At 61.1% G+C, this 13066-nt stretch carries 12 protein-coding genes; 7 read left to right on the top strand and 5 right to left on the bottom strand.

What is annotated here, in order from left to right; genetic code table 11:
- Together PMI16_RS25800 and glcF are read left to right on the top strand one after the other, a co-directional pair.
- On the top strand, positions 1 to 166 hold a 166-nt coding region (locus tag PMI16_RS25800; RefSeq protein ID WP_007878574.1), incomplete at its 5' end, for an FAD-linked oxidase C-terminal domain-containing protein.
- Between the two features lie 6 nt (positions 167 to 172).
- Positions 173 to 1414, top strand: a complete 1242-nt coding sequence (gene glcF, locus PMI16_RS08705) for a glycolate oxidase subunit GlcF (protein WP_007878573.1) — start codon at positions 173 to 175, stop codon at positions 1412 to 1414.
- 201 nt (positions 1415 to 1615) lie between these two features.
- Here the strand turns inward: glcF and PMI16_RS08700 are convergent, their stop codons facing one another.
- The 4 genes from PMI16_RS08700 to PMI16_RS08685 all read right to left on the bottom strand — a co-directional run bounded on the left by PMI16_RS08700 (position 1616) and on the right by PMI16_RS08685 (position 5591).
- Entirely contained in the window at positions 1616 to 2080 is a 465-nt protein-coding gene (locus PMI16_RS08700) for a PPC domain-containing DNA-binding protein (RefSeq protein ID WP_007878571.1), read from the bottom strand.
- Complete coding sequence (locus tag PMI16_RS08695) at positions 2080 to 2646, bottom strand: PCC domain-containing protein (protein WP_007878569.1); 567 nt, start codon at positions 2644 to 2646, stop codon at positions 2080 to 2082. Before PMI16_RS08695 ends, PMI16_RS08700 begins: the two co-directional genes overlap by 1 nt.
- Entirely contained in the window at positions 2643 to 4247 is a 1605-nt protein-coding gene (locus tag PMI16_RS08690) for an acyl-CoA synthetase (protein ID WP_007878567.1), read from the bottom strand. Before PMI16_RS08690 ends, PMI16_RS08695 begins: the two co-directional genes overlap by 4 nt.
- Before the next feature lie 168 nt (positions 4248 to 4415).
- Entirely contained in the window at positions 4416 to 5591 is a 1176-nt protein-coding gene (locus PMI16_RS08685; protein ID WP_007878556.1) for an acetyl-CoA acetyltransferase, read from the bottom strand.
- A gap of 478 nt (positions 5592 to 6069) precedes the next feature.
- On the opposite strand from PMI16_RS08685, the gene PMI16_RS08680 reads away from it, so the two are divergent.
- The 4 genes from PMI16_RS08680 to PMI16_RS08665 all read left to right on the top strand — a co-directional run bounded on the left by PMI16_RS08680 (position 6070) and on the right by PMI16_RS08665 (position 10665).
- The gene (locus tag PMI16_RS08680) at positions 6070 to 7107 is read left to right on the top strand and encodes a TRAP transporter substrate-binding protein (RefSeq protein WP_007878555.1); all 1038 of its coding nucleotides are present in this window, start codon (positions 6070 to 6072) and stop codon (positions 7105 to 7107) included.
- A gap of 12 nt (positions 7108 to 7119) precedes the next feature.
- Positions 7120 to 9012 (top strand): TRAP transporter large permease, encoded by a 1893-nt coding sequence (locus tag PMI16_RS08675; protein WP_007878554.1) that lies wholly within the window; start codon positions 7120 to 7122, stop codon positions 9010 to 9012.
- 72 nt (positions 9013 to 9084) lie between these two features.
- Positions 9085 to 9855: an SDR family NAD(P)-dependent oxidoreductase gene (locus PMI16_RS08670; RefSeq protein ID WP_007878553.1), complete on the top strand. Its 771-nt coding sequence runs from the start codon at positions 9085 to 9087 to the stop codon at positions 9853 to 9855.
- 12 nt (positions 9856 to 9867) lie between these two features.
- On the top strand, positions 9868 to 10665 hold the full coding sequence (locus PMI16_RS08665) for an SDR family NAD(P)-dependent oxidoreductase (RefSeq protein ID WP_007878552.1): 798 nt from the start codon (positions 9868 to 9870) through the stop codon (positions 10663 to 10665).
- Between the two features lie 9 nt (positions 10666 to 10674).
- Here the strand turns inward: PMI16_RS08665 and PMI16_RS08660 are convergent, their stop codons facing one another.
- Complete coding sequence (locus PMI16_RS08660) at positions 10675 to 11580, bottom strand: LysR family transcriptional regulator (RefSeq protein ID WP_007878551.1); 906 nt, start codon at positions 11578 to 11580, stop codon at positions 10675 to 10677.
- A 217-nt stretch (positions 11581 to 11797) separates the two neighbouring features.
- Between PMI16_RS08660 and PMI16_RS08655 the strand changes: the two genes are divergently transcribed.
- The gene (locus PMI16_RS08655; RefSeq protein WP_007878550.1) at positions 11798 to 12937 is read left to right on the top strand and encodes a sigma-54-dependent Fis family transcriptional regulator; all 1140 of its coding nucleotides are present in this window, start codon (positions 11798 to 11800) and stop codon (positions 12935 to 12937) included.
- The last annotated feature ends 129 nt before the right edge of the window (positions 12938 to 13066 follow it).

Below are 13066 nucleotides of genomic sequence, written 5' to 3'. Positions count from 1 at the left end.
GGCGGTGGCAGCGGGCGGCCACGCCAGCCTGTATCGCGGCGGCGACAAGAGCGTCGGCGTGTTTCATCCGCTCGCGCCGGCAGTCGCCAAGATTCATCGCAACCTCAAAGCCTCCTTCGACCCGTCCGGCATCTTCAATCCGGGCCGCATGTATTCGGAATTCTAAAATCCTATGCAAACCAACCTGGCCGATTTCATCCGCGACACCAACGAAGGCAAGGAAGCCGACGCCATTCTGCGTTCTTGCGTGCATTGCGGATTCTGCACGGCGACGTGCCCGACCTATCAATTGCTGGGCGACGAACTCGACGGCCCGCGCGGCCGCATCTACCTCATCAAGCAAGTGCTGGAAGGCAAGCAGGCCACCGCCGCCACGCAATCGCATCTGGACCGCTGCCTGACCTGCCGCAACTGCGAATCGACTTGTCCGTCCGGCGTGCAATACGGCCGCCTGGTCGATATCGGCCGCAAGGTGGTCGAAGATCAGGTGCCGCGTCCGCTCGCGCAGCGCGTAGTACGCACGACGCTTAAAACCCTGTTGCCGAACAAGTGGCTGTTCAACCCGGCGATGAAGGCCGGCCAGCTGGTGCGTCCGCTGCTGCCGCAAAAGCTGAAGAACAAGGTGCCGCCGAAACAGGAGGCAGGGCAGTGGCCGACGCGCACGCATGCGCGCAAGATGCTGATGCTCGACGGCTGTGTACAACCGGCCATGTCGCCCAATATCAACAGCTCCACCGCACGCGTGCTGGATGCGCTTGGCGTCGAGTTAGTTGTGCCGCCGAAAGCAGGCTGCTGCGGCGCGATCCGTTATCACCTGAACGACCAGGATGGCGGCCTCGACGATATGCGCCGCAATATCGATGCCTGGTGGCCGTATGTCGATGGTTCGACGGGATTTACGGTCGAGGCGATCGTGATGAATGCTTCCGGTTGCGGGGCTACCGTCAAGGAATACGGACATCTGCTGCAGCACGACGCTACCTACGCCGCCAAGGCGCATCGCATCTCGCAACTGACGCGCGACATCAGCGAGATCTTGCCTGACTTCGAAGCTGAACTGGCCGGCAAGCTCAAGGGCAAGATCGGGAAACGTGTGGCTTATCATCCGCCGTGCACCTTGCAGCATGGGCAGAAGATTCGGGGGAAGGTGGAGCAGATTCTTGGTAGCGCCGGCGTCGACGTCAAGCTGTGCGCTGACAGTCATTTATGCTGCGGTTCTGCGGGAACGTATTCGGTGTTGCAGCCGGAGCTGTCTTATCGTTTGCGTGACAACAAGCTTCATAATTTGCAGGCGACTCAGCCGGACATGATTGTGTCGGGGAATATCGGGTGTCTGACGCATTTGCAGTCGGGGACGGATACGCCGGTGAGGCATTGGATTGAGTTGTTGGATGCGGCGTTGGTGGGGGCATAAGCTGTTCCGACCTGCTGTCTTTAGGTAGCTTCTATTTTTCTTTCTTCGATCAACCCTTCGCCGGGGGCGGCCCGGCAGGGTCGTCCGAAGAAAGAAATATCCAACCTACATGAGCGCGCCGATAAAAGAAGCGCACAAAAAAAGCGGTTCCAAAAGAGAGCCGCCTGCATCAACCAAACCAACGCAAGTCAGCAACTAAAATCAAGCACGCAAAACCTGCTGCACTTGCTTGGGAATCCACTCCTGCAAGGTAATCTCAATCGTGATGAACGACAGATTCGCCCCCCGCACAAACCGCCCCGCAAAAATCTTCCCCTCCACATCCGCCACCACACCTTGCAGCGGATTCGCATGCGGCTTACCGCTGGAAAATCCGATCTCGCCGAAGACATTGAGTATTTCCACTCCAGGCCCGTTGATTTCCATTTCCCGCCAGCCGGTCGGCGTGGCGTATTCCAGGTGCGCATCGATCAGGCTGCCGATCGCGCCGCGCACGATGGCGGTGTGCATGCCGTATTGGCGGCATAGGGCTTCCACGCTTTCGGTGAGGTCCTGGTTGGGTTTGAGCCTGGCCATCACCAGCTTGCCCAGTGTGCCTTCTTCTACCTGAATGTCGTTGTCGTTCGCGAGTGTTTCTGTGTTTTTGATAAGCGTAGATGTCGTCATCATGATTCCATGGGTGTCGGATGCAATAGACTGAATAGCGTCTCTTCATCGCTGTTGACGACGAAAGCGCCCTGGGAAAACAAGCACAGGCGGATGATGAGCGGATCGTCGCCCACTTCCACCGTGTCGAGCAGTAAATGCCCGCCGTGTATCGTGCCGTCGCCGTCAAGAAAACCGGCGTGGCAATGCAGCAGTATCTTTCCTTCCTGATTTTGGCCGACCGTGATCGCTCCGGTGACGAAGGTGATCACGCCTTCCAGCACGTGCGGCGGGCCGTAGTCGTACGGACGGTTGGCGTCGCGCGTGGTTTCGATGCGGTGGTAATGCAGCTTGCGCGCGGTGCCGCCGCACATGCGGCCGACGCCGCCGCGTTGGCCGTAGCGTTTCAACACCTCGCGCAAGGCATCGCCGACTTTGGTTCCGGGTTGCAGCGTGATGCGCAATTCTTCCGCCGGATTGGCTTCCAGGTCCAGCGTGCGCGGGTAGCTCTGCTGGCCGGCGTGAAGAAACTTGCGTACCTCGACAAATCCCGGATGGCCGTCGGCGGACTTGTTGGAAATCTTCATAAGCGATAGTCACCTTTTTCCTCAAGCAAACTTTTGATCTGCTTCTTGACGATCTTTCCATAACCGGATTTCGGCATGGTCTCCCAGAACACGAAGCGGCGCGGCCATTTGTATTTGGCGATGCGACTCTCCAGATGCAACAACAGCGCGTCGCCGTCGGCCCGCTGGCCGGACTTGGCGACGATGACGGCGATGCCGCTTTCGCCCCATTTCGGATCCGGCACGCCGAGCACGGCGACTTCGGACACCGACGGATGCGTCAGCAGCGCTTCTTCGATCTCGCGCGGATAGACGTTGGAGCCGCCCGAGATGTACATGTCGGACGAACGGCCGGTGATGTAGAGGAAGCCGTCTTCGTCCACATGGCCGAGATCGCCGGTGTGGAACCAGTCGCCCTTGAAGGCCTTGGCGTTGGCGTCCGGATTGTTGTGATAGCCCATGAAGACGGCCGGGCCGCGCACGCAGATTTCACCGGTTTCAAAGGCTTTGAGTTTCTTGCAGCTGTCGTCGAGGATGGCGATTTCCATGCCGGTGCGCGGCATGCCGCAGGAACCCACGCGCGCCTTCGGATGGGCGTCGTCGGCTTCGTGCATGTAAGGCGGCAGGAAGGTGATGTTGCCGGTCACTTCGCCGAGGCCGTAGTACTGCACCAGCACCTTGCCGAGCTTGTTCAATGCGTAGACCTGATCGGCGCGGTACATCGGCGCGCCGGCATAGATGACGTGCTTGAGCGAGCTGTGGTCGTAGCGGTCGACCGATTCGTCTTCGGTGAGGATTTTGACGATGGTCGGCACGGTGAACATGTTGTCGACCCGATGGCGCTGCACCAGTTGCCAGGCTTCCTCCGGCACCAGGCGTTCGGTCGACAGCAGGATGCTGGCGGCGCCGCGCGCGGTGTTGACGACGGCATGGATGCCGGCGCCATGCGACAGCGGGGCGACCACCAGCGAGCGCGACTGATGCGTCAGGCCGGGCAGCAAGTCGGCCAGATGGTTGGTCACGACGAAAGCCATCTGGCCGTGCGACAGCATGCCCGCCTTCGGATGGCCGGTGGTGCCGGAGGTGTAGAAGAACCACAGCGGGTCTTCGTAATCGACTTCCACCTCATCGAAGGATTGCTGCGCACCGGTCGCGGTGGCGAGCGTTTCGAAATCGAGTTCGCCGGCGCGCGGATCTTGCAGCGCGATGACGTGTTTCAGTGCAGGCGATATTTCCTTGACGGCGTCGACGTAGTTGGCGAAACCGCGGTCGTACAGCATCACGCTGGCGCCGCTGGACTGGCCGAGATAGGCGGCTTCCGGCGGCGTGATGCGGACATTGGTCGGCACCCAGACCATGCCCAGTTTGAACGCCGCCCAGGCGCTTTCAAAAATCTGCAGGTTGTTGCGCGAGTGGACCAGCATCTTGTCGCCCTTGCTCACGCCCAGCTTTTGCAGCGCGTGGGCGAGGGTGTCGACGCGGTCGTTGATCTGTTTCCAGGTGGCGATCTTGTCGCCTTTGCCGTCCGCGGTACCGTCGCCGAAGATCAGGCCGGGTTCGTCGGGAAAGCGGCGGGCGACGTCGGATAGCAGGCGCCCCAGGTTCATTACTTTGGTTAACATCGTCTCGCTCGTGTGTATTTTTTATGTGGGTCTTTGTTGCCGCTATTGCTTAAGGCATCTTCCGCAGTCGTCCCAGCGAAAGCTGGGACCCAGTGTCGTGACTAATGCCGGCAAGACACTGGATTCCAGCGTGCGCTGGAATGACGGAGAAAATTTATCGTGTACTGATCAATGCACGCGTTCCAGAATGCTCACGTAATTCGCCACCGCCGCCCCGCCCATGTTGAACACGCCCGCATGGCGCGCATTCGGGATCTGCATGTCGCCCGCATCGTGGCTGGCCTGCATCGCCGCCATCACGTGCATCGACACGCCGGTGGCGCCGATCGGATGGCCCTTGGACTTCAGGCCGCCGGAAGGATTGATCGGCAGGCGGCCGCCTTTGGCGGTGACGCCGTCGAGGATGGCGCGTGCGCCTTGTCCCGGTTCGGCCAGGCCCATGGCTTCATACTCAAGTAACTCTGCGATGGTGAAGCAGTCGTGTGTTTCCACCAGCGACAGGTCCAGCAATTTCAGGTCGGCTTGCTTCAATGCCTGCTGCCAGGCCAGCGTGCCGGCTTCGAAGCGGGTCGGGTCGCGGCGCGACAGCGGCAGGAAATCGTTGACGTGCACGGCGGCGCGGAAGGTTACGGCGCGCGGCATGGTCCTGGCGACATCGGCCGCGCTCAGCACCAGCGCGGCGGCGCCGTCGGAGATCAGCGAGCAGTCGGTGCGTTTGAGCGGACCGGCGACGAAGGGATTCTTTTCCGAGACGTTGCGGCAGAAATCAAAGCCGAAATCCTTGCGCATGTGGGCGTAGGGATTGCTCATGCCGTTCTTGTGGTTCTTGGCGGCAATGGCGGCCAGCGCATCCGACTGGTCGCCGTAGCGGTCGAAGTAGGCTTGCGCGATCTTGCCGAACACGCCGGCAAAGCCGCCGGGGATGCCGGCTTCTTCCTTGGCGTAGCAGCACTTGAGCAGCACTTCGCCGACTTGCGGCGTGGCCAGCTCGGTCATTTTTTCAAAGCCGATCACCAGCGCATGTTTTGCCTGGCCGGACAAAATCGATTGCAGGCCCGAGTGGATGGCGGCGGAACCGGTGGCGCAGGCGTTCTCGACGCGCACGGCCGGCTTGAAGCGCAGCGCAGGTAAAGTATTCACCACGAGTGACGACGGGAAGTCCTGGTACAGGAAGCCGCCGTTGAAGGTGCCGATGTGGATCGAGCCGATGTCTTCCGGCGTCAGGCCGGCGTGTTCGATGGCGGCCTTGGCGACCTGGCCGATCAGCGCTTCCTGATCGATGCCGTCGAGCTTGCCGAATTGGGAGTGGTTCCAGCCGGTGATGCAGGGTGAGGGGGCAGTCATATGGATTCCTAAGAAAGAGAGTTCTGGAACAGCAATATGCAAAAACGGTGCCACTGGTTTTTCAGGCCGGCGCGGCTTTGCCGCAGTGATTCCGCAGTTATTCTGATCGTGGCGGCAGCGCCCGTGCGGGCGGCATCGGCGGGCCGTGATGGCGGTAAACATAGCACGTCGCGCCTGCACATGAATTTGCTGCATTGCGGAATAAAACAGGGGGGACAGCGTACAGCTGTCGTACAAGTGTTCAGGCAATGCGACAGGTGTCGCAGCAAAATAAACAGCGATTAGCCCTTCACATCCCTTGTCGAAGCAGGCGTTTATCGAAGAGAATGTCCCTGCAATGCCGACTTCAGGGAAGGAAGCCAGCGTCATCGTCGACTTGGCATCCAAATTGCTCTAAGACGCATAAGCAGTGCTGAATCACTAGTCATTTAGTATCGGCAATACAAACCAACCAAAATCAGAACCAGGAGACAAACAGATGGGCAAACCAACTGCCAGCATCACTCGCCGTCGTTTTTTGAAGACTGTTTCCATCGCATCGGCCGCCGCGGCAACCGGCATGATCTCGACCCAGGCACATGCCGCCGCCGAGTTCACGCTGAAGTACGCCAACAACCTGCCGGCGACGCACCCGATGAATACGCGTGCCAAGGAGATGGCCGCCAAGATCGCGACCGAATCCAAGGGCCGCATCGACTTCCAGGTGTATCCGAACAATCAGCTCGGCAACGATACCGACACGCTGGGCCAGGTGCGCTCGGGCGCGGTCGACTTCTTCACGCTGTCGCCGTTGATCCTTGGCACCTTGGTGCCGGCTGCGCAGATCAGCGGCGTCGGTTTCGCCTTCAAGGACTACAACCAGGTCTGGGCCGCGATGGACGGCGAACTGGGTTCGCACGTGCGCAAGCAGATCGAGGCCAAGTCGACCGTTTTCGCGTTTGAAAAGATCTGGGACAACGGCTACCGCCAGATCACCAACAGCACCCGTCCGATCAACAAGCCGGAAGACCTCAAGGGCATGAAGCTGCGCGTGCCGCCAAGCCCGCTGTGGACTTCGATGTTCCGTGCCTTCGATTCCGCGCCGGCCAGCATCAATTTCGCCGAAGTGTATTCCGCGCTGCAGACCAAGATCGTCGAAGGCCAGGAAAACCCGATGGCGATCATCTCCACCGCCAAACTGTACGAAGTGCAGAAGTATTGCTCGATGACCAACCACATGTGGGACGGCTTCTGGTTCCTGGCCAACAAGAAATCCTTCGAGCGTCTGCCCAAGGATCTGCAAGAGATCGTCACGCGCAACGTCAACGAAGCCGGCATCAAGCAACGCGCCGACGTCAAGGCGTTGAACGATTCGCTGGCGACGGAAATGAAGGGCAAGGGCCTGGCTTTCAACGACACCGACAACGAAGCCTTCCGCGCCAAGCTGCGCAGCGCCGGCTTCTATACCGAGTGGCACAAGAAGTTCGGCGACGAAGCCTGGGCGCTGTTGGAGAAATACACCGGGAAGTTGGCGTAAATGAGCGCGGCGATGACCGAAGCGAGCCTGCCTCCCGCATCGACGTCGGCGCCGGCCAACCCGCTGGCGCGTTTGCTGGCGGGCGTCAACCGCGGCGCGATGCATGTTGTCGCCGCCGTTGCCGCGGCGCTGGTGGTGGTGGAAACCGCGGTGCTGCTGGCCGGGGTGATCTACCGCTACGCGTTGCACGATCCGCTGATCTGGTCCGATGAACTGGCCTCGACGCTGTTCATCTGGCTGTCGATGCTGGGAGCGGTGCTGGCGTTGGACCGTGGCGAACACATGCGCCTGACCGCCATCGTCAACCGCCTTTCGGATAAGTGGCGCATCTGGCTGGAGACCGTGGCGGCATTGATCGTCTGCATCTTCGTGCTGATGATCATTCATCCTGCGGTCGATCATGCCTCCGAGCAGATGGCGATCACCACGCCGGCGCTGGAGATTCCCGACGGTTTGCGGGCGGCGGCCTTGCCGGTCGGCGCCATCCTGATGTTCCTGGCGGCGATTGCACGCATGGCGAGTCGTTCCAGCATCAAACAGGTGCTCTCTGCTGTGGCTGTGGTGGCGGTGATCGGCGCAGTGCTGTGGATCAGCAAGCCGGCTCTGCTGGCGATGGGCAACTACAACCTGATCGTGTTCTTCGTGCTGCTGATCGGCGCCTGCGTGGCCGGAGGGATTCCGATTGCATTCGCCTTCGGCACGGCAACGATGGCGTATCTGACGATTGCCACCGGCGCGCCGATGATGATCGTGGTCAGCCGCATGGATGAAGGCATGTCCAGCCTGATCCTGTTGTCGGTGCCGCTGTTCGTGCTGCTCGGTTCGCTGCTGGAAATCAGCGGGTTGGCCCGAACACTGATCGACTTCATGGCGGCCTTGCTGGGGCACGTGCGGGGCGGTCTGCAATACGTGCTGCTGGGCGCGATGTTCCTGGTGTCCGGCATCTCCGGTTCCAAGGCGGCCGACATGGCGGCGATTGCGCCGGCGCTGTTCCCGGAAATGAAGAAGCGCGGTTCCAAGCCGGAAGAGCTGGTGGCCTTGCTGTCGTCGTCCGGCGCGATGACTGAAACGATCCCGCCGAGCCTGGTGCTGATCACCATCGGCGCGGTGTGCAGCGTCTCGATCACCGCCTTGTTCATCGGCGGCCTGATGCCCGCCGTGATTGCCACGATTGCGATCGGCATCGTCTGCTGGTTCCGCGCCCGTCGGGAACCGATGCCGGACGTCAAGCGCGCCACCATGGGCGTGATTGCCAAAACCCTCGTTGCGGCGATCCCTGCGCTGGCCTTGCCGATGCTGATCCGCGTGGCGGTGATCGAAGGCGTGGCGACGGCAACCGAAGTGGCGACCATCGGCGTGGCTTACACGATCGTGGTTGGCCTGATCATGCATGCCTTCATGAAGCACCTCGACTTCAGGCGCATCTATCCGATGCTGGTGGAAGCGGCGACCTTGTCGGGCGCGATCCTGCTGATCATCGGCATGGCGACCTCGATGGCGTGGGCGCTGACGCAGTCGGGCTTCTCGGCCAAGCTGGTGGCGCTGATGCAAGGCGTGCCGGGTGGCGGCATGGGCTTCCTGCTGATCACCATCGTCATCTTCATCGTGCTGGGCAGCATCCTGGAAGGCATTCCGGCGATCGTGCTGTTCGGGCCGCTGCTGTTCCCGGTGGCCCGTTCGCTCGGCATCCATGACGTGCATTACGCGATGGTGGTGATCCTGGCGATGGGCATCGGCTTGTTCGCACCGCCGTTCGGCGTCGGCTTCTATGCCGCCTGCGCGATCGGCAAGGTGTCGCCGGACAAGGTCTTCAACCGGGTCTGGAGTTATCTGGCGGCGCTGGTGGTGGCGCTGCTGGTGGTGGCTGCGGTGCCGTGGATTTCCATCGGTTTCCTGGAACACTGATTAACAAAAACAAAATCTGAAAACGGCGGCTTGCACCTTTCCTCCGCAAGCCGCCATCCTCACGGAGACAACATGAACCAAAATGACAGCGGCGCCCGCGTGGCGCTCGTGACGGGCGGAGCCATGGGCATCGGCGCCGCCATTTCCCAGCGCCTGGCGCGCGACGGCTACACCGTGCTGGTGTCGGACATCAATCTGGAAGCGGCCACAGCGACCGCCGACAAGATCAACGCCGGCGGCGGCAAGGCTGTTGCGCTGGCGATGGACGTCAGCAAGGCGGAATCGATTGCCGCCGCCTTCGCCAACGTCGAAAAAGACTATGGCCGCTGCGACGTGCTGGTCAACAACGCCGGCGTGGCCAAGACGTTTCCCTTCCTTGACTACCCGCTCGACAACTGGCTGCTGACGATGAACATCAACGTCACCGGCGTCATGCTGTGCGGCCAGCATGCCGCGCGCATGATGGTGCGCAGGAAATGGGGGCGCATCGTCAACATTTCTTCCGTCTCGGGCATTCGCGCCGGCACCGGCCGCACTGCCTACGGCACATCCAAAGCCGCCGTCATCGGCCTGACCAAACAGATGGCCATCGAGCTGGCCGGACATGGCGTCACCGTCAACAGCGTCGCGCCCGGCCCGGTCGATACACCATTGACGCAGGCGGTGCATTCGCCGGAAACGCGCAAGAGCTTCACCGACGGCGTGCCGATGCATCGCTACGGCAGCACCGATGAGATCGCCGCGGCAGTGTCCTTCCTGGCCGCCGACGATTCGTCCTACATCACCGGCCACGTGGTGCCGGTGGACGGTGGCTTCGTGGCTGCCGGCATTCTCGACATCTGAACGGAGTACATCATGGCACGCGCAATGGAAGGCAAGGCTGTCATCGTCAGCGGCGCAGGTTCGGTCGGCGAGGGCTGGGGCAACGGCAAGGCGGCGGCGGTGCTGTATGCGCGCGAAGGCGCGCGCGTGCTGGCGGTCGACCGCAATCTGGAAGCGGCGCAGGTCACGGCAGACCTGATCCGCAGCGAAGGCGGGATCTGCGAAGTCGTCGCTGCCGATGTGTCGAAGACATCCGACATCGCCGCCATGGTGCAGGCCGGGCTCGATCATTTCGGCCGCATCGACGTCTTGCACAACAACGTCGGCATCGCCGAAACCGGCGGCCCGGTCGAGGCCAGCGAAGAGAGCTGGAACCGCGTCATCGCCATCAACCAGACCAGCGTCTTCATGACCTGCAAGCACGTCTTGCCGGTGATGGAAAAACAGAAGAAGGGCGCCATCGTCAACATCTCTTCGCTGGCGGCGATACGCTGGGTGGGTTTTCCTTACGTGGCCTACTCGGCGTCCAAGGCGGCGATGCTGGCGCTGACCAGGAACATCGCGATGCAATACGCGCCGGTCGGCATCCGTGCCAACTGCGTGCTGCCGGGACTGATGGATACGCCGATGATCCGCGAGCCGCTGAAAGCGTCCTATGGCGGCGACATCGAAGAAATGCGCCGCAAGCGTCACGCGCAATGTCCGATGGGACACATGGGCGACGCCTGGGACGTGGCGCATGCGGCCTTGTTCCTGGCGTCGGACGCGGCGCGCTATGTGACCGGCGTGGACCTGATCGTCGACGGCGGCCTGAGCCTCAAGTGCGTATAAGGTGATCGATCAGGCCGTCTGCCCGCGGCGCAAGGCCGACCAGACTTCTTCCGCCGTTTCGACAAAGGTCTGGATGCAGGGATTGCGGTTGTCCTTGTTCCAGATCACCGCGACTTCCACCACCGGCGCATCGGTCAGCGGCTTGAAGACCGTGGTTTCCAGATGCATGGCCTGCATCGAATTCGGCACCATCGCCACGCCCAGGCCTTCGCCGACCAGGTTGACGATGGTCTGCTGCAGGTTGGCTTCCAGCTTGATGCGCGGACGGAAGCCGGCGGCCTGGCAGCAATTGACGATCAGGTCGTAGACCACCGGCGCGATCGCGCGCGGGATGCTGACGAAGGGATCGTCGGCCAGATCCCTGGCTGAAATTTTTTCACGTGTCGCCAGCCGATGATTCTTCGGCAGCACCGCCACCAGCGGTTCGGAAAAGATCGTGCGGCTGTCCAGCCCGCTGCAATCCTCGGGGCGATACATGATGCCCACGTCGCGCTTTCCCTCCCTGATATCCACCGCCAGCAGATTGGGCACATGCTCGGTCAGGCGCATGTCGACCTCCGGATAATTGGCCGAATAGTGGCGCGTTACCGACGGCAGGATGTTATATGCCGTCGACATCATGAAGCCGACCAGCAGCGCGCCGCTCTTGCCGGCGCCGGTGCTCACGGCGTTGCGCCTGGCGCGTTCCAGTGCATGAAAAATTTCAGCAGTGTCCCGGTAGAAATGTTTGCCTGCTTCGGTCAACTGCACGTTGCGTTTGCTGCGATCGAACAACTGCACGCCGAGCTCCTTCTCCAGCGCCGCGATCTGCCGTGTGAGCGGCGGTTGCGAGATATGCAACAGTTCGGCAGCGCGTCCGAAATGCAGGGTTTCTGCTACGGTGCGGAAGTAAGTCAGGTGGCGCAGTTCGATCATTTGATACCTTTAAGGTATTAGTTATGTGTCTACATTGTATTGGAAGTTATCAAACAAGCTGGCTATTCTTTGCCGCAGAGTCAGCTTACTTGCGACTGACTCACAGAATTCCTTCATTAGTCGAGACAACCGGGAAGAGAATTTCAAAGGCGCAACCGGCCACGAACCGGGCTCGCCGCCACATAAGAAAAAGCAGTTCACAGACAGGAGACAAATCATGCCGACATCCACGGTAGACCTCGCTACGGCGCGCGGATATGTCAACAGCGCACGCTATCGCTCGCTCGATGAACTTTGCGGCGGCGATCCGCAGATGCAGGACCTGATCGCGCGCGGCAAGCGCCTGATCGACAAGAACATCCCCATTCTGATCCTCGGCGAAACCGGCACCGGCAAGGAATACCTGTCGCGCGCGCTGCATGCTTACAGCGCGCGTCGCGCCGCCAACTGGGTGGCGGTCAACTGCGCCTCGATACCGGAGAGCCTGGCCGAGAGCGAACTGTTCGGTTACTGCAAGGGCGCCTTTTCCGGCGCGCTGCCGGGCGGCATGAAAGGCAAGGTGCAGCAGGCCGACGGCGGCACGCTGTTCCTCGATGAAATCGGCGACATGCCGTTCGCTTTGCAGACGCGCCTGCTGCGCGTGCTGTCGGAGCGCGAAGTGATTCCGCTGGGGGCGGCGCATCCGGTGTCGGTCGACGTGCATCTGATCTGCGCCACGCATCAGGATTTGAAGACGCTGGTGGCGCAGGGCCGCTTCCGCGAAGATTTGTATTACCGCATCGCCGGCGGCGTACTGCGCTTGCCGTCGCTGCGCACACGCGCCGACAAGCGCGAACTGATCATGCAGATGATCGCCGACGAAATGCCGGGGCAGCCCGTAGATGAACGCATCATCGCGCCGCCGGCCTTGCAGCGGATGCTGGCGTATCCGTGGCCGGGCAACTTGCGCCAGATGCATGCCGTGGTCCGTTATTGTTGCGCCGTCATGAACGGTGATCGCATTGAAGTCGCCGATTTGCCGGAAGAGCTGATGGAGTCGTTGGCAACGCCGGCTCCCGCCTCTCATCATTTTGTGGGGCTGAATACTGTTTCAGCCTCCAACTCAGTGTCCAACATTCGCAGCATCGTGCCACAAGCCGGTGTTGCGGACATTCTTCCCCGCGAGCCAGGCGGCTCGCTCGGGGACGAACGCACGCGCGTTATCGATGCGCTGGTCGGCAGTCGCTGGAACATTTCCGCCGCTTCGCGGCAACTGGGCATGTGTCGCGCTTCGCTGTATCGCAAATTGCGTCAGCTGGACATCCCGCATGTGCGCGATCAGGCGATGCCGCCGTATCTGGCGTCTTATGCCGCTTGATTGAAACCGGCGTTGCACATATAGTCGCTGTCGCTTTGCGTTCGAATGCAAAGCGCACGCACAACAAAAGAACTCCGCTCCAATACTGAGGAAGATTTAGGAAGAATATGAAAGTTTTTTACGACAAAG

The sequence above is a fragment of the Herbaspirillum sp. CF444 genome (genome assembly GCF_000282135.1).
Taxonomy (GTDB): domain Bacteria; phylum Pseudomonadota; class Gammaproteobacteria; order Burkholderiales; family Burkholderiaceae_D; genus Herbaspirillum.
This window is presented reverse-complemented; position numbering and strand designations above follow the sequence as displayed.